Here is a 22,996-nt window from a genome sequence, read left to right on the forward strand (position 1 = left end):
GGAGCATGCGCATGCGCCCCCGGTCCATCCGGGCCAGGGACACGCTCGCCGCCGCCGTGATCGCGGCGCTCGTCTTCGGCGTCACGGCGGCCGGTGCCGACGTCGGCTTGCGCGCGGAAGTCGAGGCCGATCACCTCCGGCAGACCCAGGTCGACGCCCGCCGGGTGAGCGGCGCCGTCCGCGACGGGTCGTTGGAGGGCACGATCCCGGACGACACCCGCGGCCGCATCCTGATCCAGGTCGTCGAACCGGGCGGCCGTGTGGCGAACGCCACGGCCGCCGCCACGGGACGTCCGCCGGTGAGCAGACTATGGCCGTCGAGCAACCTGCGCGTCCGCGACTTCACCGAGTGCCACGGCTCCTGGCCGGGCCGCGACTGCTATGTCGTCGAGGCCATCCGGGTCAGCACCGCGGCCGACTCCGTCGTGGTGTACGCGTCGGAGCGGCTGCCGTCCTATCTGGTGAACGGGCTGCTGGAGGGGGTGCTCGCGGCCGGCGTCCTGCTGCTCGCCGGGACCGCCGCGTGGGTCACCTGGCGGGTCGTCGGCCGCACCCTCGGCCCGGTCGAGGCGATCCGCGCGCAACTGGCCGAGATCAGCGCCACCGACCTGAGCCGCCGCGTCCCCGAGCCGCCCGGCCAGGACGAGATCGCGCAGCTCGCCCGCACCGCGAACACGACGCTCGACCGGCTGGAACGGGCGGTGGGGCGGCAGCGGCAGTTCGCCTCGGACGCCTCGCACGAGCTGCGCAGCCCGCTCGCCGGCCTGCGCGCGAACCTGGAGGACGCCGCCGCGCACCCCGAGGACAACGACCTCCGGGAGGTCGTCCGGTCGGCGCTGCGCGACACCGACCGGCTGGAGTCGATCGTCACCGACCTGCTGCTGCTCGCCCGCATCGGCACCGGCGGGACGGCGGTGCATGAGCCGATCGACCTGGCCGAGCTGGCCGGTGCGGAGGTCCGCCGCCGCGCGGGCGCCGTGCGGATCGTCACGGAACTGGCGCCGCAGGTGCCGGTCCGCGGGGTGCGCATGCAGCTCGTCCGGCTGCTCGGCAACCTGCTGGACAACGCCGAGCGCTACGCCGGCTCCACCGTCACGGTGGGGGCGGCCCGGCTGGACGGCCAGGCGCTGCTCACCGTCGCCGACGACGGCCCCGGCATCCCGCCCGCCGACCGGGAGCGCGTCTTCGAGCGGTTCACCCGCCTCGACACCGCCCGCAGCCGGGACGCCGGCGGTACCGGCCTCGGCCTCGCCATCGCCCGCGAGATCGCGCGTGCCCACGGCGGGACGCTCCGGGTCGAGGACGCCCCGTCCGGCGCCCGGTTCGTCCTCCGCCTCCCGCTGGCCCGCGCGAAACCGGACGACCGCGCCTGAAGACGCGGAAGGGCCGCCCGGTTTCGGGCGGCCCTTCTTGGCGAAGACTCTGCGCGGTCGCTCAGGCGCGGACGGCCTGGATCTCCAGCTGGATGTCGACCTTGTCGCTGAGCAGGGCCTTCTCGCCCTTCAGCGGGACGTTGAACTCGACGCCCCAGTCCTTGCGGTTGATGGTGGTGGCGGCGGAGAACCCTGCGCGCGTCCCGCCCCAGGGGTCCTCGCCGACGCCGTTGAACTCGACCGTGAGCGTGATAGGACGGGTGACGTCCTTGATCGTCAGCTCGCCGTCCAGGAGGTACTCGCCGTCCTCGACGCGCACGCCCTTGGTGGCGAAGGTCATGGTCGGGTACTTCTCGGCGTCGAGGACGTCGGAGGTGCGCACGTGCGCGTCCCGCTCCGGGTTGCGGGTGTCGATCGATGCGACCTGGATCTCGGCCGTCGCGGTCGACTCCGCCAGCTCCTCGGCGATCTGCACGGCCCCGGTGAACTCGGTGAACGTGCCGCGCACCTTGGTCATCAGGTGCCGGATCACGAAGGCGACCTCGGAGTGGTTCGGGTCGATGTTCCAGGTTCCGGCGGTCAGCTCGGGGGCGACGGCGGCGATGCTCATGGATGACTCCCGCTAGTTGCTTGAAACTTCAACGACCTGGCGTAGGTTAGTTGAGGGTTCAAACACTTGTCAATCCCGGATTGTTCCGCGGGCGCCGGAACGGTTTCCCGGCGGGGCGCGCCGGGGCGCCGGCTCAGCCGGAGCCGCGCCGGAAGGCCGTCCGGTAGGCCGCCGGGCGCCGCCCGGTGTGCCGGGCGAAGAGCGCGGCGAAGGTGCCCGGGTCCCGGTAGCCGACCGCGGCGGCGACGGCGGCGACCGTCCGGTCCGTGGTCTCCAGCAGGTGGCGGGCGCGGCGGACGCGCGACGCCTGCAGGTGCTCCAGCGGGCTCCGGCCGGTCTCCGCGGCGAACCGCCGCAGCAGCGTACGGGTGCTGACGCCGAACTCCGCCGCCAGGGCGGCCAGGTCGTACCGGGCGCCGAGGTTCTGGTCGAGCCGCCGCATCACCCTGCGGGAGAACGCGTCTCCGGGCTGCGGGAGGAGCCGCGGGTCGACGTAGGGGGCCTGGGACGACCTCGCGTCGTCCACGAGCGCGACGCGCGCGGTCGTCCGGGCCACGCCGGGGCCGCTGTGCCGGCGGATCAGCTCCAGCGCGAAGTCGTACATGGCGCTGAACGCCGCCGTGGTCGTCACCCCCCGGTCGGTGACGACGAGGGACTCGGCCCGGACGTCGGCCTCCGGGCAGCGCCGGGCCAGCTCGTCCGCGAGGAGCCAGGCCGTCGTGGCGCGGCGGCGGGCGAGCAGGCCGGCCTCGGCGAGCAGGAACGCGCCGACGCAGATCGAGACGACGGCGCCGCCCGCGGCCGCGTGCGCGCGGATCGCCGCGATCTCGGGGCCGAGGGGCGCCAGCTCCGCGTCCACGTCGGCGCCCGGCACGAGCGCGAACCCCGGCACGACCAGCACGTCGACCTCGCGCAGCGGGGCGGCGGCCAGCACCGCGCCGCCGGACGCGGCGACCCGGCGGCGGGGCGAGAGGACCGCCGCCTCGTACCCGTCGTGCTCCGGGCCGGCGACGTGCGCCGCCATCGTCAGCAGGTCGGGGACGCCGAACACCTCGGACGCGAAGCAGCCCGGATAGGCCAGGACACCGACCCGCAGGGCGCTCATGTGGCGAGATTACCCCTGAACATGGCGATCTGGCCTATCCCGACGTGCGCGCCCCGCGGCCGATGCTGGCGTCCATGAGCACCGACGACCCGATCACCGACTTCTCCCGCCGGCTCGTGGACGTGGACGGCGTGCGGAAGGCGGTCTACACCGCGGGCTCCGGCCCCGCCGTCGTGCTGATGCCGGAGATGCCCGGCATCAGCCCCGACGTCCTCCGCCTGGCGCGCTGGGTGCGCGACGCGGGCTTCACCGTCCACGTCCCCTCGCTCTTCGGGAGGGACGGGGCCTATCCCACGGCGGAGGACGGCGAGCGGGTCGTCCGCCGCGCGTGCGTCAGCGCCGAGTTCCGGGCGTTCGCCGGGGGCGGCACCAGCCCCGTCACCGCGTGGCTGCGCGGGCTCGCCCGCCAGGCCCACGCCGAGTGCGGCGGCCCGGGGGTCGGCGCGATCGGGCTGTGCTTCACCGGCAACTTCGCGCTCGCCATGACGCTCGAACCGGCCGTCATCGCGCCGGTCGTGAACCACCCGTCGCTGCCGCTGGACGACCCCGCCGCGCTCGAACTCGGCGACGCCGACGCGCGCGCGATCCGGGACCGCGTGGCGCGCGACGGGCTGACGGTCCTCGCCTACCGCTTCGACGGCGACCGCTGGTGCACCGGGCAGCGCTTCGCCGCCTACCGGGCCCTCCTCGGCGACGCGTTCGACGGCCGCGTCCTGCCGGGCGGCGCCGCCAACGCCGACCCGCCGCCGTTCTTCCGCGACGTGGTCGGGACCCCGCACAGCGTCGTCACCGCCCACCTCGTCGACGAGGACGGGCACCCCACGCTGCGGGCCAGGGACGAGATCCTCGCCTTCCTGACCGGCCGCCTGCGCGGGGGTAGCGCACAACGGTGACTTGTATTTACACAGTCAATCTTGTAAAAAAAGAGACGACCATCCCCACCCTGAGAAGACGAGTGGTGCAAATGCCCCATGGAGTCGAGGTCGCCCTCGCCTGCGTCCTCCTCATCGCCGCGTCCGTGTGGGTCGGCGGGTTCGTCGCCATCGCCGTGGTCGCCCGCGTCACCGTCCGGACCCTCGACCCGTCCGCCCGCGTCGCGTTCTTCCGCGCGCTGGGCCGCAGCTACCTGATCGTCGGGACCACCGCGCTGGCGCTGGCCCTCGGCAGCGGCGCGGCCCTGGCCGCCGGCCGGCCCTGGGACGGCACGCTCACCGCGACCGCCGTGCTGGCCGCCGCCCTCGTCGCCGCGCTCGCCTTCGGCGTCCTGCAGGCGCGCCGCATGACCCGGCTCCGCCGCGACGCCCTGGCCCGCCCCGGCGACGCGCCGCTCGCGGCCCGCGTGCGGCGCGGAGCGCGCAGCGCCGGCCTGCTGCGCGCCTCGATCGGCCTCCTCAGCCTCGCCGTGCTCGTCCTGGGGACGATCCAGGCCGCCTGACCGCCGCCGCCCGGCCGGTCAGCCGGACCGGGCGGCGAGACGGGCCTCCTCCTCGGCCTTCATGCGGGCCTGGCGGAGGACGCGTTCGGGGACCACCTCTTCCCGCGGGGCGGCCGGGGTGAACTCGTAGCGGTCGACGCCCAGTCCGCGAAGGACCGCCTGCTCCACCGGGGACGGGTCCGGCCGGTCGAATCTCATCGGCTCCGCCAGGGTCACCGGGGGGTTGGTGATGAAGCGCGGCAGGCGGAGCAGGTTCTGGGCCTTGGCGTGCAGGATGTACGGGTGCAGCAGGTAGACGTCCCCGGTGCGGCCGGTGGCCTCCACGAAGTCGGAGCACTGGCCGACCAGGTCGGGGTACGGGAACTCGTCGGGCAGGACGCCTTCCGGGTGCTCGGCGAGGAAGCGGGCGACGGGCCCGACCGAGTCGGCGGCGACGAACGTCGCCCCGCCCTGGTGGCGGACGTCCGACCAGAGGACGAGCGTGAGCAGGCCCTGCTCGGGCGAGTCGAGGAAGTGCCGGAAGAAGTCGCCGTCCTTGTGCCATTCGGGCGACTGGGCCGTCGGCGGCGACCAGGGCAGCTCCGACCCCTTCGACAGGTTGACCACGAAGCCGTCGCCCCAGTTGTACGGCTGCTCGATCCGGTCTTCGCCGCCCACGAGGTCGCAGACGGCGTCCCACGCCTTGGGCGCGAACTCCTTGATGTCCACTTCCCGATGGACGGGCAAATGGATCGCGGGCTCCGCCCAGGTCGACCTGTCGTCAGGGTCGTACCCGAGCCGGGTCCAGATGGTTCCGGTGTACTCTTCGGCGGCCTCCGGGGTGAAGCAGTCCCTGATGACGACGAATCCCCGGTCGAGGAAATGCTCTACCTGGTCTTCGCTGAGAATCCGATAGCCAGAGCCCATGATCCGGATGCTAACCCGGCGTCCCGGCGGCGTCGATCAGGCGGCGGCCCGGGTTTTGAGGGGGTGGGCGCTGCCGTCCAGCAGCGTCCGGGCGACCAGGGCCGGGTCGTCGGCCATGGGGACGTGGCCGCAGCCCTCCAGCCAGACGAACCGGGCGTTCGGCAGCCGGCGCTGCGCGCGGATGGCCTGGCTGCGCAGGAGCAGGCGGTCCTTCGTGCCCCAGGCGATCGTGACGGGGACGTCCGCGCACGAGCCGAGGAAGCGGGTGGTGCGGCCCGCGCGCAGGGTCGGCTCGAAGCCGGGGGCCTCGCGCATCGCGCGGGCGTCGCCGGTGAGGGCCTCCAGGTCCATCAGGTCGGGGCGCCCGTAGATCATGCCGAACATCGCGGCGCGGCGGCGCGGGGACCGGGCCAGGCGGGTCAGGACGCCGTCGGGCACGCGGGCGCCGAGGCGGGACGCGCGCAGGACGGACGCGGCGTACCGCAGCTCGGCCGCGTTGAAGAAGCCGGCCGGGGACAGCCCGGTCGCGGAGCTGGCGAGGCCGCGGTCGGCGGCTTCGAGGGCGAACAGGCCGCCCAGCGAGTTGCCCGCGATGTGCGGCCTGTCCAGGCCGAGCTCGGCGAACGAGTCGGCGAGGACGGAGATGACGGTGTCGAGCGTGTAGGGGGTGCCGGGCGGGAGCGGCGGGGAGTCGCCGAAACCGGGGAGGTCGACCGCGATCACGTCGCGTTCCTCGGCGAGCAGGTCCATGACGGGCGCCCAGCCCTGGCGGCGGTGCCCGATGCCGTGCAGCAGGACGAGGGGCGGGCCTTCGCCCCGGCGATCGAAGACGATGTCCACGGCCGAAGAGTAGGCCGGAAGTTACTTAGCGGTCACTAGTGATGCTCGTCACTACGCGCATTCGGCGGGGCGGCGGTGCTCCAGGGCGGCGCGCAGCTGGGCGCGGCCCCGGTGGATGCGGGAGCGGACGGTCCCGAGCTTCACGTTGAGGGACGCGGCGATCTCCTCGTAGGAGAGCCCCTCGATGTCGCACAGGACGACGGCGGCGCGGTACTCGGGGGCGAGCGCGTCCAGCGCCCGCTGGATGTCGGCGTCCAGGTGCCGGTCGTCGTACGCCTGCGCGGGCGTCGGCTCGCGGCCCTGCAGGCGCTCGGCGGCCTCGTCGCCGAGGGAGTCGAACCGGATGCGCTGCTTGCGGCGGGCCCGGTCGAGGAACAGGTTCGTGGTGATCCGGTGCAGCCAGCCCTCGAACGTGCCGGGGCTGTAGGAGGACAGCGAGCGGAAGACCCGGATGAAGACGTCCTGCGTCAGGTCCTCGGCGTCGTGCCGGTTGCCGGTCAGCCGGTACGCCAGCCGGAACACCCTCGTGGAGTGCTCGCTGACGATCTCCTCCCACGTCGGCGGGGTCCACGCCATCGCGCCTGCGCTCACCACTACCCCCGTCTGATACTGAATCGTTACGGCCAAGCATGCCGGTACCCAGATAAGAGCCGTGTAAGGACCCCGTGAGTGGCCGGATGAGGCGATGTGGGGTGTGACTCATCTCATTAGACGGAATGCCAATAGGCATTGAGTTCGTCCGCCGTACGCGAGCAGGATCGGTACCGTCCCACCCCGACCATCGCGAGGACGTGGCATGGCGCGAAGCTACAACCTGGCCGACCTGATCGAGATCCTGGCCGAGGCCGGGCCGGACCGTCCCGCCCTGGTCGCGGGGGACGAGCGGCGGACGTACCGGCAGCTCAGCGAGCGCGCGAGCCGGGTCGGGCACCATCTGGCGGCGGCCGGGGTGCGGCCCGGCGAGCACGTCGCGATCCTGTCCTACAACCGGGCCGAGTGGATCGAGGCGATGCTCGGCGCGTTCAAGATCCGCGCCGTGCCGATCCCGGTGAACTTCCGCTACGTCGCCGCCGAGCTGCGGCACGTCCTCGCCGACTCCGACTCCGTCGCGCTGATCGGCGAGCGTTCGCTGCTGGCGAAGGTGCAGGAGATCCGCGGCGATCTGCCGAAGCTGCGGCACGTCGTCGTCCTGGAGGACGGGGCGCCCTCCGGCGGCCCGGAGGGTGAGATCCCCGGCGCGGTCGAGTACGAGAAGGCGCTCGCGGCGGCCGGCCCGGGCGACGACTTCCCGGCACGGTCCAGCGACGACCGCTACATCATGTACACCGGCGGCACGACCGGGTACCCGAAGGGCGTCGAGTGGCGCTGCGAGGACATCTTCTTCGGCGCGCTCGGCGGCGGGAACATCCTCGGCGACCCGGTCGGCAGCCCCGAGGAACTGGCCGCCAACGCGAGCCAGCCGGAGGCGGCCGTCCTCGACTGCGCGCCCGTCATGCACGGCGCAGGCCAGTGGGTCGCGCTCATGAGCCTGTTCGGCGGCGCCAAGGTCGTCCTCTACACCGACCGCGCGTTCGACGCGGACAAGGCGCTGCGGCTGCTCGCCGAGGAGCAGGCGAACGTGCTGATGCTGGTCGGGGACGCGATGGCGCGGCCGGTCGCGAAGGCGCTGGCGGACGGCGGCTACGACACGTCCCCGCTGCTCGCGATCGCGTCGGGCGGGGCGCCGCTCACCGAGGGCGCCAAGCAGGCGCTCCAGGAGCACCTTCCGAACGTCATGTTCCTCGACAACTACGGGGCCTCCGAGACCGGCACGTGCGGGCCGTCCGTCGGCGCCGAGGAGGGCACGGCCCGGTTCATGATGAAGCCGGGAATCACCGTCCTGGACGACGACCTGAACGTGGTGAAGCCCGGGGAGGTCGGCAGGCTGGCCCGCAGCGGGCACATCCCGCTCGGCTACTACAACGACCCCGAGAAGACAGCGTCCACGTTCTTCACCGATGCGGACGGCACCCGCTGGTCCATCCCCGGGGACTTCGCGAGCCTGGAGGAGGACGGCACCATCACCCTCCTCGGCCGCGGCTCCCTCGTGATCAACACGGGCGGGGAGAAGGTCTACCCCGAGGAGGTCGAGGTCGCGCTGAAGGACCACCCCGACGTGTACGACGCGGTCGTCGTCGGCCTTCCGGACGAGCGGTTCGGGCAGCGCGTCGCCGCCGTCGTCGCGCCCCGCCCCGGCGCGTCCGTCACGCTGGAGCAGCTCACCGAGTACTGCCGCGGCCGCCTCGCCGGATACAAACTGCCCCGGCAGATCACGCTGGTGGACGAGGTGCGGCGCACGGCCGTCGGCAAGTCCGACTACCAGTGGGCGCACAGCGTGTTCGCATAGCGGCCGCCGGCGGACCCGGTGCGGCCGGGTAAATGCGCCGCGCGCGCTTATACCACGGCTGCGCCCGCATTTCCCGCCGCCGAGCGGTCAAAAATCAATTGATGCCGAAGGGGCGTGTCTTGGGCGCGTTCCGGCGAATATCCCCGGCATGAATGGGGATCGGTTGATACCGCTCGCGCGACGGTATCGCCTGCTCTCTGTGGTCGGCAGGGGCGGCATGGGCACCGTCTGGCGGGCGTACGACGAGATGCTCGACCGCGACGTCGCGGTCAAGGAGGTCCATCTGCCGCCGCGCATCACCCAGAGCGAGCGCCGGGTGATGTGCCGGCGGCTGCTCGCGGAGGCGCGCGCCACCGCCGCGCTGCGGCATCCCGGCGTGGTCGCCGTGCACGACCTGATCATCGAGAACGGCCGGCCCTGGATCGTCATGGAGTTCCTGGAGTCGTCGTCGCTGAACCGCCTCGTCACCGAGAACGGGCCGCTCGGCGTGCGACGGACGGCGGAGATCGGCGCGGCGGTCCTCTCGGTGCTCCGCGCGTCGCACGCGGCGGGCATCCTGCACCGCGACGTCAAGCCCAGCAACGTGCTGATCTGCGACGACGGGCGCGTCCTGCTGAGCGACTTCGGGCTCGCCGTGCACATGAGCAACGGCCAGGAACTGGCCGACACGATGCCCGCCGGCATCGAGGGGTCGCCCGCCTACCTGCCGCCGGAGCGGATCGACGGGCAGCCGAGCGTGGAGGCGTCCGACCTGTGGTCGCTCGGCGCGACGCTCTACATGGCGGTCGAGGGCTTCTCCCCGTTCCTGCGCTGCCACGCGCTCGCGTCCATGATGGCCGTGCTGCTCGGCGACTACGCGCGGCCGGTGCGCGCGGGCCCGCTGACCCCCGTCATCGAGGGGCTGCTGCGCCGGCGGCCGGAGGACCGGCTGACGGCCGAGGCCACCGCCGACCTCCTGCGGGACGTCATCGGCTCCCTCCCGGAACCGGGCATCACGCGGGCGACGGTCCCGAAGCAGGTGCGGGTCCCGGCCGCGCGCCGCGCACTCCGCGGCCCCCGCGTCCCGTGGACGCTGCGCAGCGGCCCCGGCGGTGCGCCGCCGCGCGGTTCGCGGCGTCCCCGCAGGCCGCCGCGGGACCGGCGGGTCCGGCCGCGCGCGCTCGTCAGCGTCGCCGCGCTCGCCGTGGCCGCGGCGGGCGCCGGCACGTGGGCGAGCCGGCCCGGCTGGACGTCGATCGGCCGGAGCGACGCGCTCGCGCTGCGCCCGGCGGCGGGCGTGACGGCCAAGACGTCGAAGTACCGCGAGGCGGGCGCCTACTCGGTGCGCGTGCCGGCGGGCTGGCAGGCCGAGCGGCGGGGTTCGGTCATGACCTGGAAGGACGCGTCGTCCGGGCGGGGCCTGCGCATCGCCCCGGCCACCGGTGACGCGCTGGCCGGGCTGCGCGCCGAGGAGCGCCGCGCGGTCGCGGAGCACCGCTATCCGGACTACCGCCGCCTGCGGCTGGAGCCCGCCCCAGAGGTCGTCGCGGGCGCCGCCGAATGGGAGTTCACCTGGCGGGACGACCGGCACGCCGGCGGCGAGGACGGCGTCAGGCACGTCCTGTGCAGCAGAGCGGCCGGGTACGAGTTCTGCTTCTACGCGTCCGACCCGGACTGGACGCCGGGCCAGCGCCTCTACGACAAGGTCCTGAAATCCTTCCGGCCGGAGAAGGGCGACTGAGGACGACCGGCGTGAGGGGCGTCAGGTGGTCTGCTGGAGGCGGAGGAGGAATTCGGCGTTGGAGGAGGTGCCCTTCATCTTCTCCAGAAGCTGCTCGACGGCCTGCTGCTTCTCCAGCCCCTGGAGGGCGCGGCGCAGGCGCCAGGAGAGCGCGAGCTCCTCGGCGGACATGAGCAGCTCCTCGCGGCGGGTGCCGGACGCCTCGATGTCGACGGCGGGGAACACGCGGCGGTCGGCGAGGCCCCGGTCGAGCTTCAGCTCCATGTTTCCGGTGCCCTTGTACTCCTCGAAGAAGACGTCGTCCATGCGGGAGCCGGTCTCCACGAGGGCGGTGGCGAGGATGGTGAGCGAGCCGCCGTTCTCGATGTTGCGGGCGGCGCCGAAGAACTTCTTCGGCGGGTAGATGGCGGTCGTCGCGACGCCGCCGGCGAGGATGCGGCTGCTGGACGGCGCCGCGAGGTTGTAGGCGCGGCCGAGCCGGGTGATCGAGTCGAGCAGCATGACCACGTCGTGGCCCTGCTCGACGAGCCGCTTGGCGCGCTCCACGGTGAGCTCGGCGAGCGCGGTGTGGTCCTGCGCGGGGCGGTCGAACGTCGAGTGGACGACCTCGCCGCGCACGGACCGCTGCAGGTCGGTGACCTCCTCCGGCCGCTCGTCGATGAGCACGACCATGAGGTGGACCTCGGGGTTGCTCTGCGCGATCGCGTTCGCGAGGGCCTGCAGGACCATCGTCTTGCCGACCTTGGGCGGCGACACGATGAGCCCGCGCTGCCCCTTGCCGATCGGCGCGACCAGGTCGATGACGCGGGTCGCGAGGGGACCGGTGTCGAGGCGGAGCCGCTCGTGCGGGAACAGCGGGGTCAGCTTGGCGAACTCGGGGCGGTGCGCCGCCTCCGCCGCCGGGAGGCCGTTCACGGTCTCGACGCGGGCGAGGGAGGCGAACTTCTCCCGGTTCGACTTGGGCGCCTTCGCGGTGCCCGCGACGGCGTCGCCGGGGCGCAGGTGGTGCGCCCTGACCTGGGCGAGGGAGACGTGCACGTCGTCCGGCCCGGGGAGGTACCCGGAGGTGCGGATGAAGGCGTGCTTGTCCTGGACGGCGAGGATGCCGTGGAACGGGACGACGGGCGCGTCGTCGGCGGGACGCCCCTGCTGCCGGCCGTCCTGCTGGTCGCTCTGCCGGCCGCCCTTCCGGCCGTTCTGCGCGGGCACGGTGTGCGCCTGCGCCCGCCGGCCGGTGGCGGGGCGTTCGGTGGTGAGGGTGGAAGTGGACATGCGGGTCCCTTCTCAGGCGGGTGCGGAGCGGTCCGCGCCGCCTGGGGTCGATTCCCGGGTACGGCGGCGGAACCCGCGGCGCGTACGCGAGAGGAATGCGAAAGATGCAGCTCGGTTCACCGGGCTGTCGTCGGCTCCCTTGTGCAGCGGTCCGGGACGGCGGTGTGCGCGCTCCGGGCCGGGAAAGTCACCGGGCGCTCAGATGGCCCGGGCGGGGAAGAAACGCCTTCGAGGCGATTCGCGAAAATCCGAAGACGATGTCTCGACAGTACAGCACTCGACGCGGGTTGTGCATTCCCCGGCTGCCGCCGATTGCGTTCATGCAGGCCGATCCCCCTGTGACGACGTGGCGCGGCGGAGTGTCGCAGGCGCGCGTCCCCCGACGCGCGCTGCCGTCCGATGCCGGTTATGACTCCGCGAACGCGGTGGGGGTTCCGCTCGGTTCAGATGCCCCGGGAACGACCGGCGGAAACGCGCTCCGTACGATGAGCCGGGTCGCAGCCGGAAAGGGGAGCCGAGAATGAGCATGGCCGCCGGGCTCGGCGTCGAGGTCGCCGGAGGCGTCGGGACGATCACCATCGACCGGCCGGCCAAGCGGAACGCCATGTCGGCGGACATGTGGCGGGCGCTGCCGGGCATCCTGGACGACCTGGCGAAGGACGACGCCGTCCGCGTCGCGGTGCTGACGGGCGCGGGCGGGAACTTCTGCGCGGGCGCCGACATCGCCGAGCTGGGCGACATCCACCGCGACGACGACTCGCATCTGTCGACGGTCGCCGAGCGGGCGCTCGCCGCGTTCCCGAAGCCGACGCTCGCCGCGATCGAGGGGTACTGCGTGGGCGGCGGCTGCCAGCTCGCGGCGGCCTGCGACCTGCGCTTCGCCGCCGCGGACGCCCGGTTCGGGATCACCCCGGCCAAGCTCGGCATCGTCTACCCGGCCGCGGCGACGACCCGGCTGGTCCGGCTGGTCGGGCCGTCCGCCGCGAAGTACCTGCTGTTCTCCGCGGACCTGGTCGGCGCGGAGCACGCGCTGCGGATCGGGCTGCTGGACGAGGTCGTCCCGGCCGGCGGCCTGCGCGACCGGGTCGCCGCGTTCACCGCGACGCTCGCGTCCCGCTCGCTGCTCACCCAGCAGGCGACCAAGGACATCGTGGACGCCATCGCCGCCGCCGGCCCGGTCGAGGAGAGGACGGCCAGGTGGCTGGCGGAGGTCGCCGCGAGCGGGGAGGCCGAGGAGGGCGTCGCCGCGTTCCTGGAGCGCCGCCCGCCCGCCTTCACCTGGACGTCTCCCGCTCGTTGAGGCTCGCGCCGTCGACGGCGGGCCGGTCCGGCAGGGCGCAGAACCGTCCCTCCGGGAGCCGGTGCAGGCGCCGCGCGGCGGCGGCCGGGTCGGCGAGCAGGCCGCCGGGGGCGCCGCGCAGCTCGGCGAGCGGCAGCACGCCGCACACCAGCGACTCCGGCGTCCGGACGATGAGGAGCGGCCCGATCTGCGCGCCGCCCCGTTCGGCGCCGCGCAGCGCGCCCAGCAGGCCGCGCGCCTTCCCGGTGGTCTCCCGGCAGCCCGCGCGCAGCGCGGCGACGAGGTCGACGAAGTCGCGCTCCAGGGCGCGCGGGCTGCGCCCGGACAGGTAGTAGCGGTCCCGGTCGGTCAGCTCGACGCGCAGCCCGCAGTGCTCGGCGAACCGCTCGTAGGGGCCGGCCAGCGCGGGCCGCGCGCCCGCCGGGTCGGCGGTGAGGCACCCGGCGACGAACTCGGCGGGCTCGGCCCCGAGGGACGCGGCGACGGCCTGGTCGAGCCGCCCGACGAGGTGCGCGCGCAGCGCGGCGACCTCGGCGGCCAGCCGGTCGAGGGCCGCGCGCTGCTCGTCGGCCGCCTCCCGCTGCTGCTTCAGCCGCCCGCCGACGTCCGGCAGCAGCCGCTCGTTGATCTGCGCGACCAGCGACCCGATCCGCGCGCCGGCGGCGGCGAGGGCCTCCCGGTCGCGCTCCTGCTCGGCGGCGAGCCGGTCGAGCCGCTCCCGCTGCGCCGCGCGGAAGCCCTCCAGCTCGTCCCGGGTGCCGGTGAGCTCGCGGAGCCGGGCGCGGATGTCGGCGATCTCCGGCGCGCCCGGGGAGCGGCGGCGCTCGAACGCCAGGTACAGCTCCCGGCCGGCGATCGCCAGGCACAGCAACACCAGAACCACCGTCATCGCGCCCTCCCCGGGCCGTCTCGCGGAGCACACTATGCCACCGGTACCGCCCGGTACGGCCCGCGGCGGCCGCGAAGATCACCCGGACGGTTCCGGCGCGGCGGGAGCTAGCGCCGGCCGTTGAGGTAGGCGAGCACGGCCAGGACGCGGCGGTTGTCGTCGCCGGTCACGGGCAGGTCGAGCTTGGCGAAGATGTTGGCGGTGTGCTTGGTGACGGCCCGCTCGGTGACGACGAGCCGCTCGGCGATCGCCGCGTTGGACCGCCCCTGCGCCATCAGCTCCAGGACCTCCGTCTCACGCGGGGTGAGCCGGCTCAGCGGGGTGTCCCGGGTGTTGCTCGCGACGAGCCGCGAGATGACCTCCGGGTCCATCGCGGTGCCGCCCGCCGCGACCCGGCGGACCGCGTCCACGAACTGGGCCGCGTCGAACACCCGGTCCTTCAGCAGGTAGCCGATCGCCCCGGTGCCGTCCGCGAGCAGCTCGCGGGCGTAGAGCTGCTCCACGTACTGCGACAGCACCAGGACCGGCAGGCCCGGAACCCGGCGGCGCGCCTCCAGCGCCGCCTGCAGCCCCTCGTCGGTGAACGACGGCGGCAGGCGCACGTCGACCACCGCCACGTCCGGGCGGTGGTCGAGCAGCGCCTTCAGCAGCGAGGGGCCGTTGTCGACGGCCGCCGCGATCTCGAAGTCGTGCGACTCCAGCAGGCTGACCAGGCCCTCCCTCAGGAGGGCGAGGTCTTCGGCGAGGACAACGCGCACGGCAGCTCCAGCGTCACGATCGTCGGGCCGCCCGGGGGCGAGCTGAGGGCGAGGACGCCGTCGAATGTACCGATTCGCCGCTCGATGCCGCGCAGGCCCGTTCCGCCGTCCAGGGTGGCGCCGCCGCGCCCGTCGTCGGTGACCGTGACGCGCAGCATGCCGTCCTCGTACCGCAGGTCGATCCAGACGCGGGACGCGCCGGAGTGCTTCGCGGCGTTGGTGAGGATCTCCGACACCGCGAAGTACGCGGCGGACTCGACCGGCGGCTCGGCCCGCCCCGGCAGCTCCCCGCTGACCTCGACGCGCATCGGGTTGTCGAGGGCGAGCGCCTTCACCGCGTCGCCGAGCCCCCGGTCGGCGAGCACCGGCGGGTGGATGCCGCGGACCAGGTCGCGCAGCTCGTGCAGCGCCTTCGCCGACGTCGCGCGGGTCTCGGCGAGCAGCAGCCGCGCCTTCTCCGGGTCCTTGTCGAGCAGGTGCTCGATCGCGCCGAGCGTCATGCCCATCGCGACGAGCCGGGCCTGCGCGCCGTCATGCAGGTCGCGCTCGATGCGGCGCAGCTCCGCGGCGGACGCGTCCACGGCCTCCGACCGGGTCTCGGTCAGGTGCCGGACGCGCAGCGCGAGCTGCGACTTCTTCGTCGGCCCGAGGATCGCGCGGCCCCAGCGCCCGTAGGCGGACATCATCTTCGGCCCGATCGCGTACCCGATCACGATGCAGGCGGTCGCGACGACCACGGTGGACAGGACGCGCCCGGAGTCCCGGCCGTACCCGCGCGTGACGTGGATGTACGTGTACCAGTCGCTGCCGCCGTATTGGCCGATCAGGTCGCCGGCGAACGCGGCCAGCAGGTAGCCCCAGACCCCGTAAAGGATCAGCATCGCGGGCAGCGCCGCCGTGAACAGCGCGACGAAGGGGTCGGTGACGACCCACAGGTAGTCCCGCCAGGTGGCCGGGTCCGAGATCAGCGCGATGAACCGCTTGAACATGCCGTGCAGGCCGGGCTCGTCCTCCGGCTCGGGCAGGTACGGCCGCTGGATGTTCGCGTCCGTCCACTTGTTGATGCGCTCCCGGTACGCGTCCAGCTGCGTGCGCAGCAGCATCACCGCGGACGGGAACAGCAGCACCCCGATGAAGCTCGTGATCATCGAGACGACCGTGATGAACCACAGCCCGACGAGCGTCGCCGGGAAGGCCAGCAGCCACAGCGCCAGCCCGCGCCAGGGCGCCTTCGCGTGGCGCAGCCAGCGTGCCTCTTTCACCAATCCACCGCTCACCGGATCCTCCGTGGTCTGCCTGCCATCCGGAGTCCAGTCTTCTGGCGCGCCCTCACGTCCACAGTGTGCCCGCAACCCGAGAGGGGGGTGTACCTATGTCCACCCCGGGACGCCGGTTAGAGCCATGTCGGCCCGGGTGCGCGCTTCCTAGCGTCGTTGGGTGTCACCCCGCAGACCACTTCGACCAGGGGACCCCATGAAACGAAACATCGCGGCGACGCTCGGCGGCTGGAGCGCGCGGCACCGTACGGCGGCCATCCTCGGCTGGCTGCTGTTCGTCGTCCTGGCCACGGTGCTCGGCGGCGCGGCAGGCCAGGTGACGATGGCCGACCACGAGCAGGGCACCGGGCAGTCGGCGCGGGCCGAGCAGATCATCGCCGAGGCCGGCGTCGACGACCCCGACCACGAGACCGTGCTCCTCTGGGGCGCCGCCGCGGACTCGCCCGAGATGAGGCGGGCGGTGGCGGACGTCCGGGCGAACGTCCGGGCCACCGGCGCGATCACGGACATGCGCCCGGACCTGGTGTCGAAGGACGGGCGCCACGTCATCGTCCAGTTCACGTTGCGGGAGTCCGGCAAGCCTCTACCGGCGATCCGGGACGCGGTGGAGAAGGCGGAGGACGCCAACCTGCGCGTCACCCGCTGACCGCGAACGAGATAGGCTCCGCGGCCCCCGCCGACGGGCGGCCGCGGAGCCTCTACAGCGCGACGAAGGTGAGGCCGCGCTTCTTCAGTTTCGGGATGACGGTCTTCAGAGCCTTGATGGTCTGGCTGCGGTCGCCGCCGCCGTCGTGGCAGAGGAGGATGTTGTTCTCCTTGCCCTTCAGTAGGGCGCGGCGGATGTGGCCGACGCCGGGGCGGGCCCAGTCGCGGGGGTCCACGGCCCAGTCGACGGGGAGCATGCCGTGCTCGGCGACGAGGTCGAGCACCGTCTTCGACCACGCGCCGCCGGGGGAGCGGAAGAACTGGGGGACGACACCGGTGACGTCCGCGATCCGGTCGTGGGCCTCGACGATCTCCTTGCGGACCCGCTTCTTCGACAGGTTCGCGATGGTGATCGGGTGGGTCTCGGTGTGGTTGCAGATCTGGTGGCCGGCGTCGGCGATGCGGCGGGTGAGGCCCGGGTGCTCCTTCACCTGCTCGCCGATGATGAAGAAGGTCGCGGGGACCTCGTGCTCGGCCAGGAGGTCGAGCATCCTCGGGGTCCAGGTGGGGCTGGGGCCGTCGTCGATCGTGAGGGCGATCGACTTCGGGGGCGCGGGCGGCGCCAGGTCGGAGAGCTCGCGGACGGGCTTGTCGAGGGCCGCGAGCTTGCCGGGCGTCCAGGACGCGGGCCGCGGGGTGGGGGTCGGCGTCGGGGTCGGCGTCGGATGGATCACCGGTCTCGCGCGGGGCGTCGCCGCGGGCGAGGCCGCGGCCGGGGAACCGCCCGGGGAGCGTGCGGCGTCCGCGCCGAGCGCGGTGAGTCCGGCGGCCGCGCCGAGCAGCCAGAGTGCTTTGCGGCGGGATGTCCCACCTGACTCATCAACCTCCACAAGTCCCACGCTATCGAGGTTTTAACCGGGTAGGAGTGCGCTATGGCATCACAATCGGGCCTATTGGGCGGCGGATGAGCGCGGCGCGCCCGCGCCCGCGTGACCGCCTCTAGCGTTCGAGCAGCGCGCTCACGTGCGCCAGGATCGGGGCGCACAGCTTCGGCAGCCCGGCGGTCTCGCCCATCGCGACTTTGCCGGTGACGAGGGACGCGACGCCGCCGACGAGCATCCGGCAGGCGAACTGCGGATCGGGGAGCGCGCGGAACCGCTCGTCCTCGGTCAGCAGCGCGTCGATGATCTCCATGAAGCCGCGCTGCATCCGGTACCGCAGCGCCGCCGCGGCCGGGCCCGCCGCGTAGATCTCCAGCAGGAACGTGCGGGCGGCCCCGGTGTCGGCGGCCAGTTCCCGCAGGTAGGCGCGCAGCGCCCGTTCGAGCCGCTGCATCACCGGGCCGCCGCCGGCCGCCAGCGCGTCGTCGACGACGCCCATGATCCGGGTCGCGGCCGCCTCGTACGCCGCGAGGAAGCACGCCTGCTTGTCGGCGAAGTGCTGGTAGAAGGTCTCCCGCGACACGTGCGCCCGCTTCAGCACGTCCGCGACCGTCGTCTCGGCGTACCCCTTCTCGCCGACCGCCTGGGTCATGCCCCGCAGCAGCCGTTCCCGCTGGGACGCCGACACCTGCTCGCGGGTCAGGTGATGGCGTCCGCGCGGCAGCGGGGTCGGGCCGTCGGACTCCACCCGCACAAGCTACCAACGAGTTCGGGTTTTCCGAGGAAAATCCCTTTACGGCGAACAACCGTGTTCGCCGTAGTGTTACGGTTCTGTGTGCAATCGGGGGCCGGACGTCCCTGCCGGTACAGGTGGGACGGCCGTGCGATCACGGCCCGGCGCAGCCGGCGTTGGTGAGCGTTCCGTCCAGGCAGTGCGCCGCGGGGGCCGATCTGCACTGGACGACGTCCACGGCGCGGCGCTGACCCCGTCGCCGGGCCCGATCGACGAACCCCGATCGCAAGGGAACACCGCGCGGCCCCGCGGTCCCCACCCGCCTTCCCGGCTCCCCCGCAACCCATCGGCGGTCGCCGGGGTCGACCCATGGCCTCCCCCAGTCCCGGGCGGCGCGGGCGTCAGGGGAGCAGGCCGGCGCGGCGGGCGGCGGTCACCGCCTCCAGCCGGGTGTGGCTGTCCAGCTTCCGCATCGCGGAGCGGAGGTAGCTCTTCACCGTCTCGGGCAGCAGGCCGAGGCGCTCGGCGGCCTCCGCGTTCGTGCAGCCGATCGCCACGTACGACAGGACGTCCAGCTCGCGCGGCGACAGCACCGGGCGCGGCGCGGTGCGCGACTCGTCCAGCCCGGCGGCGGCGAGGCGCAGCGACGCCCGGCGCAGCCGGTCGCGGGTCGGCAGGTCGTCGACCTGCTCGGCCAGCGCCCGCAGCTCCGCGTGGACGGCCCGCACCTCCTCCCAGCGCGCCGTGGACGTGCAGGGCTCGGCGCGGGCCAGCGCGTCGTCGGCCCGGTCGCGGACGGCGAGGTCCTGTTCGAGGTCGCGGGCCACCTGGACGGCCGCGCCCACGACCCGGTCGGCGAGGCCCAGCGGCTCGCGCAGCGCGCCGTAGATGACCCCGCGGACGCGGCGGCGGACGACGACCGGGACCGCGACGATCGACAGCAGGCCCTCGCGCCCGACGGGCTTGTCGTAGTCGTGGCTGATCGACGCCGCGCACGGATAGTTACTGACCCAGAGGGGCCGTCCCAGCGCCATCGCCTTGCCGCCGAGCCCGTTGCCCTGCCGCACGACGAGGCCGTCCAGCGAGTCGGTCGTGTTCCCGACGAGCTCGGTGATGCGCAGCCTGTCCTGGCCGCTCAGCGCGCCGCCGAACACCATGGGCAGGCCGGTCGTGCGGTGCAGGGTCAGCACCGCGGCCCGGACGGCTCCCGCGTCGTCGCGCGTCATTCCGGGGCGACTCCCCGTGCCTCCCAGTGCAGGCGCATCCATGCTCCCGAGCATGCCCTGCCACGCGCCGTCACGAAAGGTCACCCGCTCAGAAACTCACGCGTGCCTGGCCGAGGCGACGTCCTCCAGGCCCAGGATGTCGATGGCCTCGGCCCTCATCTGCACCTTGCGGATCTTCCCGGTGACCGTCATCGGGAACTCGTCCACGACGTGCACGTAGCGGGGGATCTTGTAGTGGGCGAGCTTGCCCTCGCAGAACGCGCGCAGCTCCCCGGCGGTCAGGCCGGGCACGCCCTCGCGGAGGCGCACCCACGCCATCAGCTCCTCGCCGTACTTCTCGTCGGGGACGCCGATGACCTGCGCGTCCACGATGTCGGGGTGGGTGTAGAGGAACTCCTCGATCTCCCGCGGGTAGATGTTCTCGCCGCCGCGGATCACCATGTCCTTGATGCGGCCGGTGATGTTGACGTAGCCGTCGTCGTCCATCACGGCGAGGTCGCCGGTGTGCATCCACCGGGCGGCGTCGATGGCCTCGGCCGTCTTGTCCGGTTCCTCCCAGTAGCCGAGCATCACCGAGTAGCCGCGCGTGCAGAACTCGCCGGGGGTGCCGCGCGGGACGGTCACACCGGTCTCCGGGTCGATGATCTTGATCTCCAGGTGCGGCAGGACGGTGCCGACCGTGGAGACGCGCCGGTCGAGCGAGTCGCCCGCCCGGGTCTGCGTCGAGACCGGGGACGTCTCGGTCATGCCGTAGCAGATCGCGACCTCGCTCATCCCGAGCCGCTCGATGACCTGCTTCATCACCTCCACCGGGCACGGCGACCCGGCCATGATCCCGGTGCGGAGCGTGGAGAGGTCGAGGCCGTCCAGCGAGGGCTCGTTCAGGACGGCGATGAACATCGTCGGCACCCCGTACAGCGACGTGCAGCGCTCGGCCGCGACCGCTTCCAGGGTCGCCTTCGGGTCGAACGCCGGCGCCGGGATCACGACGCACGCGCCGTGGCTGGTCGCCGCGAGGTTTCCCATCACCATGCCGAAGCAGTGGTAGAAGGGCACGGGGACGCACACGCGGTCCTCTTCGTCGTAGCCGCACAGCTCGCCGACGAAGTAGCCGTTGTTGAGGATGTTGTGGTGCGACAGCGTCGCGCCCTTGGGGAAGCCCGTCGTCCCGGACGTGTACTGGATGTTGATGGGGTCGTCGGCGGTGAGCGTCCGGGCGATGTCGGTGAGGACGGCCGGGTCGGAGGCGCGCCCCGCCTCGATGAGGGCGTCCCAGCCGGGCGTGCCGATGAAGATGACGTCGCGTAGGGCGGCGCACTTCGGCCTGACCTCGTCCACCATCGCCGCATAGTCGGACGTCTTGAACGACGACGCCGACACCAGCGTCCGGATGCCCGCCTGGTTGAGGACGAACTCAAGTTCGTGCACCCGGTAGGCGGGGTTGATGTTGACGAGGATCGCGCCCAGCTTCGCCGTCGCGTACTGGACGAGCATCCACTCGGCGCAGTTCGGCGACCAGATCCCGACCCGGTCGCCCTTGACGACGCCGAGGTCGCGCAGGCCGAGCGCGACCGCCTCCACGTCGTCGGCGAACTGCTCGTACGTCCAGCGCCGGCCGGACGTCCTGTCGACGAGCACGTCCCGCTCGGAATAGGCGGCGACCGTCTTGTCGAGGTTCGCGCCGATGGTGTCACCGAGCAGCGGCGTAGCCGAAACGCCGGATGCGTAGGAGAGTGTCATCGCAGGTCCTCCTCCCGGAACTCGCCCTCCGGGCGGTCGCCCGCGCCGGGGTGCTTGTCGATCTCGCTGGCGCGCAGCTCGACCCGGCGGATCTTGCCGGAGATCGTCTTCGGCAGCTCGGCGAACTCCAGCAGCCGGATCCGCTTGTACGGGGACAGCTGCGCCCGGCTGTGCGCGAAGATCGCCCGCGCGGTCTCGGCGGTCGGCTCCCAGCCGTTCGCCAGCGTCACGTACGCCTTCGGGACGGCCGCCCGGACCGGGTCGGGCGACGGGACGACGGCGGCCTCCGCCACCGCCTCGTGCTCGATCAGCACGCTCTCCAGCTCGAACGGCGAGATCTTGTAGTCGGACGCCTTGAACACGTCGTCGGCGCGCCCGACGTAGGTGATGTAGCCGTCCTCGTCGCGGGAGCCGATGTCGCCGGTGTGGTAGTAGCCGCCCGCCATCGCCTCGTCGGTGCGGGCCTCGTCGCCGTGGTAGCCGGTCATCAGCCCGAGCGGGCGGTCCTCCAGTTCGAGGCAGATCTCGCCCTCGTCCCCGGGCTCGCCGGTCAGCGGGTCGATCAGCGCGACCCGGTAGCCGGGCAGCGCACGCCCCATCGATCCCGGCTTGACCGGCTGGCCGGGCGTGTTGGCGATCTGGGCGGTCGTCTCGGTCTGCCCGAAGCCGTCCCGGATCGTGCGGCCCCAGGCCGCCTTCACCCGCTCGATGACCTCGGGGTTCAGCGGCTCGCCTGCCGCGACGACCTCGCGCGGCGGGGCGGCGAGCCGGCCGAGGTCGGCCTGGATCAGCATCCGCCACACGGTCGGCGGCGCGCAGAAGCTGCTCACCCCGCACCGGTCCAGCGTGTCGAGCAGCCGGTCGGGGTCGAAGCGCGTGTAGTTGAAGATGAACACGCACGCCTCGGCGTCCCACGGCGCGAAGATGTTGCTCCACGCGTGCTTCGCCCAGCCGGGCGACGAGATGTTCAGGTGGACGTCCCCGGGCCGCAGCCCGATCCAGTACATCGTGGACAGGTGCCCGGCCGGGTAGGACGCGTGCGTGTGCTCGACCAGCTTCGGCTGCGCCGTCGTCCCGGACGTGAAGTACAGCAGCAGCGTGTCCTGCGACATGGTCAGCCCGTACGGGGTGAACCCCTCGGCCTCCTCGTAGGCGTCCCCGTAGGCGACCCACCCCTCGACGGGCTCGCCCACGGCGATCTTCGTGTAGTCGCCCTCGACCCCGTCGAACTTGCCGGTGTCGGCCGAGCCGACGACCACGTGCCGCGCCTTGCCCCGGGTGATCCGGTCCTGCAGGTCGGCCGTGCCCAGCAGCGGCGTGCACGGGATCATGACGGCGCCGATCTTCATCGTCGCCAGCACGGTCTCCCACAGCTCCACCTGGTTGCCGAGCATCAGGATGACCCGGTCGCCGCGCCGCACGCCCGCCCGGCGCAGCATGTTCGCGACCTGGTTGGACCGCCGCGACAACTGGAGGAAGGAGTACTTCGCCTCGGAGCCGTCCTCCTCGACGATCCACAGCGCGGGCGAGTCGTTGCCCTCGGCGATCTTGTCGAACCAGTCCAGCGCCCAGTTGAACCCGGTCAGCACCGGCCAGCGGAACTTCTCGTACGCGGTCGCGTAGTCGTCGCGATGCGCGAGCAGGAAGTCGCGCGCCGCGCGGAACTCGACTGCGGGCATGGTCTCTCCTCGTAGCCGCACGGACACCCGGTCACAAGGATGGTTGGCCATTCGAGTGACCTGCGCCACCCCCGAACGGGGGTAGTAGAGACGGTCCTACCCGCCCGCCACGTGCGCCGACCGCGCCCGCCCCGGCTTCCTCGGCGAGCCCGCGCCCGTCCCACCCGTGCCCGTCCCGTCCGCGACGGCCGCCGCCGAATTCATGAAAATTCAAGGAATGC

20 protein-coding genes and 1 pseudogene are annotated in these 22,996 nt (G+C 73.0%); 7 read left to right on the plus strand and 14 right to left on the minus strand.

Annotated features, from left to right (window positions below; all coding sequences use genetic code 11):
- Positions 1 to 11: 11 nt before the first annotated feature.
- Complete coding sequence (locus ACIWVC_RS08115) at positions 12 to 1,373, plus strand: sensor histidine kinase (protein WP_396447933.1); 1,362 nt, start codon at positions 12 to 14, stop codon at positions 1,371 to 1,373.
- A 61-nt stretch (positions 1,374 to 1,434) separates the two neighbouring features.
- Here ACIWVC_RS08115 and ACIWVC_RS08120 read toward each other — a convergent pair whose 3' ends face one another.
- Both ACIWVC_RS08120 and ACIWVC_RS08125 read right to left on the minus strand, forming a co-directional pair.
- A complete protein-coding gene (locus ACIWVC_RS08120) occupies positions 1,435 to 1,983 on the minus strand; it encodes a YceI family protein (protein WP_396447934.1) in 549 nt (182 codons plus the stop codon).
- Positions 1,984 to 2,116: 133 nt separating this feature from the next.
- Complete coding sequence (locus ACIWVC_RS08125) at positions 2,117 to 3,088, minus strand: GlxA family transcriptional regulator (protein WP_396447935.1); 972 nt, start codon at positions 3,086 to 3,088, stop codon at positions 2,117 to 2,119.
- Positions 3,089 to 3,162: 74 nt separating this feature from the next.
- Between ACIWVC_RS08125 and ACIWVC_RS08130 the strand changes: the two genes are divergently transcribed.
- Together ACIWVC_RS08130 and ACIWVC_RS08135 are read left to right on the plus strand one after the other, a co-directional pair.
- Entirely contained in the window at positions 3,163 to 3,981 is an 819-nt protein-coding gene (locus ACIWVC_RS08130; RefSeq protein ID WP_396447936.1) for a dienelactone hydrolase family protein, read from the plus strand.
- Between the two features lie 71 nt (positions 3,982 to 4,052).
- Complete coding sequence (locus tag ACIWVC_RS08135) at positions 4,053 to 4,523, plus strand: hypothetical protein (RefSeq protein ID WP_396447937.1); 471 nt, start codon at positions 4,053 to 4,055, stop codon at positions 4,521 to 4,523.
- Positions 4,524 to 4,541: 18 nt separating this feature from the next.
- Here ACIWVC_RS08135 and ACIWVC_RS08140 read toward each other — a convergent pair whose 3' ends face one another.
- The 3 genes from ACIWVC_RS08140 to sigE are packed head-to-tail and all read right to left on the minus strand — an operon-like array spanning position 4,542 to position 6,845.
- On the minus strand, positions 4,542 to 5,429 hold the full coding sequence (locus ACIWVC_RS08140) for a phytanoyl-CoA dioxygenase family protein (protein WP_396447938.1): 888 nt from the start codon (positions 5,427 to 5,429) through the stop codon (positions 4,542 to 4,544).
- A 36-nt stretch (positions 5,430 to 5,465) separates the two neighbouring features.
- Positions 5,466 to 6,269 carry an alpha/beta fold hydrolase gene (locus tag ACIWVC_RS08145; RefSeq protein ID WP_396447939.1) on the minus strand — a complete coding sequence of 268 codons (804 nt, stop codon included), beginning with the start codon at positions 6,267 to 6,269 and terminating at the stop codon, positions 5,466 to 5,468.
- A gap of 51 nt (positions 6,270 to 6,320) precedes the next feature.
- Positions 6,321 to 6,845 carry an RNA polymerase sigma factor SigE gene (gene sigE / locus ACIWVC_RS08150; RefSeq protein ID WP_396447989.1) on the minus strand — a complete coding sequence of 175 codons (525 nt, stop codon included), beginning with the start codon at positions 6,843 to 6,845 and terminating at the stop codon, positions 6,321 to 6,323.
- Between the two features lie 220 nt (positions 6,846 to 7,065).
- Between sigE and ACIWVC_RS08155 the strand changes: the two genes are divergently transcribed.
- Positions 7,066 to 8,655, plus strand: coding sequence for an acyl-CoA synthetase (locus ACIWVC_RS08155; RefSeq protein ID WP_396447940.1), 1,590 nt, complete (start codon positions 7,066 to 7,068; stop codon positions 8,653 to 8,655).
- Positions 8,656 to 8,803: 148 nt separating this feature from the next.
- Positions 8,804 to 10,375: a serine/threonine-protein kinase gene (locus ACIWVC_RS08160; RefSeq protein WP_396447941.1), complete on the plus strand. Its 1,572-nt coding sequence runs from the start codon at positions 8,804 to 8,806 to the stop codon at positions 10,373 to 10,375.
- Positions 10,376 to 10,396: 21 nt separating this feature from the next.
- Here ACIWVC_RS08160 and rho read toward each other — a convergent pair.
- Positions 10,397 to 11,569: pseudogene (gene rho / locus ACIWVC_RS08165) on the minus strand (transcription termination factor Rho); the annotation flags it as partial.
- Positions 11,570 to 12,167: 598 nt separating this feature from the next.
- Between rho and ACIWVC_RS08170 the strand changes: the two are divergent.
- Positions 12,168 to 12,947 carry an enoyl-CoA hydratase/isomerase family protein gene (locus ACIWVC_RS08170; RefSeq protein WP_396447942.1) on the plus strand — a complete coding sequence of 260 codons (780 nt, stop codon included), beginning with the start codon at positions 12,168 to 12,170 and terminating at the stop codon, positions 12,945 to 12,947.
- Here ACIWVC_RS08170 and ACIWVC_RS08175 read toward each other — a convergent pair.
- The 3 genes from ACIWVC_RS08175 to ACIWVC_RS08185 form a co-directional block, all read right to left on the minus strand.
- On the minus strand, positions 12,922 to 13,836 hold the full coding sequence (locus ACIWVC_RS08175) for a hypothetical protein (RefSeq protein WP_396447943.1): 915 nt from the start codon (positions 13,834 to 13,836) through the stop codon (positions 12,922 to 12,924). The two genes, ACIWVC_RS08170 and ACIWVC_RS08175, sit on opposite strands and share 26 nt — an antisense overlap.
- 107 nt (positions 13,837 to 13,943) lie before the next feature.
- Complete coding sequence (locus tag ACIWVC_RS08180) at positions 13,944 to 14,594, minus strand: LuxR C-terminal-related transcriptional regulator (RefSeq protein WP_396447944.1); 651 nt, start codon at positions 14,592 to 14,594, stop codon at positions 13,944 to 13,946.
- Positions 14,558 to 15,871, minus strand: coding sequence for a histidine kinase (locus ACIWVC_RS08185; protein WP_396447945.1), 1,314 nt, complete (start codon positions 15,869 to 15,871; stop codon positions 14,558 to 14,560). The genes ACIWVC_RS08180 and ACIWVC_RS08185 overlap by 37 nt, the downstream gene beginning before the upstream one ends.
- 196 nt (positions 15,872 to 16,067) lie before the next feature.
- Between ACIWVC_RS08185 and ACIWVC_RS08190 the strand changes: the two genes are divergently transcribed.
- The gene (locus tag ACIWVC_RS08190) at positions 16,068 to 16,517 is read left to right on the plus strand and encodes a hypothetical protein (protein WP_396447946.1); all 450 of its coding nucleotides are present in this window, start codon (positions 16,068 to 16,070) and stop codon (positions 16,515 to 16,517) included.
- A 52-nt stretch (positions 16,518 to 16,569) separates the two neighbouring features.
- On the opposite strand, the gene ACIWVC_RS08195 is transcribed toward ACIWVC_RS08190, so the two are convergent.
- From ACIWVC_RS08195 to ACIWVC_RS08215, 5 genes are all read right to left on the minus strand, one after another.
- Entirely contained in the window at positions 16,570 to 17,406 is an 837-nt protein-coding gene (locus ACIWVC_RS08195) for a polysaccharide deacetylase family protein (protein WP_396447947.1), read from the minus strand.
- Between the two features lie 109 nt (positions 17,407 to 17,515).
- Complete coding sequence (locus ACIWVC_RS08200; RefSeq protein WP_396447948.1) at positions 17,516 to 18,145, minus strand: TetR/AcrR family transcriptional regulator; 630 nt, start codon at positions 18,143 to 18,145, stop codon at positions 17,516 to 17,518.
- Positions 18,146 to 18,531: 386 nt separating this feature from the next.
- A complete protein-coding gene (locus ACIWVC_RS08205; RefSeq protein WP_396447949.1) occupies positions 18,532 to 19,356 on the minus strand; it encodes a response regulator transcription factor in 825 nt (274 codons plus the stop codon).
- Between the two features lie 96 nt (positions 19,357 to 19,452).
- Complete coding sequence (locus tag ACIWVC_RS08210) at positions 19,453 to 21,096, minus strand: AMP-binding protein (protein ID WP_396453956.1); 1,644 nt, start codon at positions 21,094 to 21,096, stop codon at positions 19,453 to 19,455.
- Positions 21,093 to 22,775, minus strand: coding sequence for an AMP-binding protein (locus tag ACIWVC_RS08215; RefSeq protein ID WP_396447951.1), 1,683 nt, complete (start codon positions 22,773 to 22,775; stop codon positions 21,093 to 21,095). The genes ACIWVC_RS08210 and ACIWVC_RS08215 overlap by 4 nt, the downstream gene beginning before the upstream one ends.
- Positions 22,776 to 22,996 lie beyond the last annotated feature (221 nt).

The sequence above is a fragment of the Actinomadura sp. genome (genome assembly GCF_044508335.1).
Taxonomy (GTDB): domain Bacteria; phylum Actinomycetota; class Actinomycetes; order Streptosporangiales; family Streptosporangiaceae; genus Spirillospora.

Excerpts from the sequence above, each read along its gene's own strand:
- ACIWVC_RS08160 (WP_396447941.1), top strand. The coding sequence starts at position 8,804 with ATGAATGGGGATCGGTTGATACCGCTCGCGCGACGGTATCGCCTGCTC.
- ACIWVC_RS08190 (WP_396447946.1), top strand. The coding sequence starts at position 16,068 with ATGAAACGAAACATCGCGGCGACGCTCGGCGGCTGGAGCGCGCGGCAC.
- ACIWVC_RS08205 (WP_396447949.1), bottom strand. The coding sequence starts at position 19,356 with ATGACGCGCGACGACGCGGGAGCCGTCCGGGCCGCGGTGCTGACCCTG.
- ACIWVC_RS08130 (WP_396447936.1), top strand. The coding sequence starts at position 3,163 with ATGAGCACCGACGACCCGATCACCGACTTCTCCCGCCGGCTCGTGGAC.
- ACIWVC_RS08175 (WP_396447943.1), bottom strand. The coding sequence starts at position 13,836 with ATGACGGTGGTTCTGGTGTTGCTGTGCCTGGCGATCGCCGGCCGGGAG.
- ACIWVC_RS08125 (WP_396447935.1), bottom strand. The coding sequence starts at position 3,088 with ATGAGCGCCCTGCGGGTCGGTGTCCTGGCCTATCCGGGCTGCTTCGCG.
- ACIWVC_RS08140 (WP_396447938.1), bottom strand. The coding sequence starts at position 5,429 with ATGGGCTCTGGCTATCGGATTCTCAGCGAAGACCAGGTAGAGCATTTC.
- ACIWVC_RS08135 (WP_396447937.1), top strand. The coding sequence starts at position 4,053 with ATGCCCCATGGAGTCGAGGTCGCCCTCGCCTGCGTCCTCCTCATCGCC.
- ACIWVC_RS08170 (WP_396447942.1), top strand. The coding sequence starts at position 12,168 with ATGAGCATGGCCGCCGGGCTCGGCGTCGAGGTCGCCGGAGGCGTCGGG.
- ACIWVC_RS08120 (WP_396447934.1), bottom strand. The coding sequence starts at position 1,983 with ATGAGCATCGCCGCCGTCGCCCCCGAGCTGACCGCCGGAACCTGGAAC.
- sigE (WP_396447989.1), bottom strand. The coding sequence starts at position 6,845 with ATGGCGTGGACCCCGCCGACGTGGGAGGAGATCGTCAGCGAGCACTCC.
- ACIWVC_RS08155 (WP_396447940.1), top strand. The coding sequence starts at position 7,066 with ATGGCGCGAAGCTACAACCTGGCCGACCTGATCGAGATCCTGGCCGAG.
- ACIWVC_RS08115 (WP_396447933.1), top strand. The coding sequence starts at position 12 with ATGCGCCCCCGGTCCATCCGGGCCAGGGACACGCTCGCCGCCGCCGTG.
- ACIWVC_RS08215 (WP_396447951.1), bottom strand. The coding sequence starts at position 22,775 with ATGCCCGCAGTCGAGTTCCGCGCGGCGCGCGACTTCCTGCTCGCGCAT.
- ACIWVC_RS08210 (WP_396453956.1), bottom strand. The coding sequence starts at position 21,096 with ATGACACTCTCCTACGCATCCGGCGTTTCGGCTACGCCGCTGCTCGGT.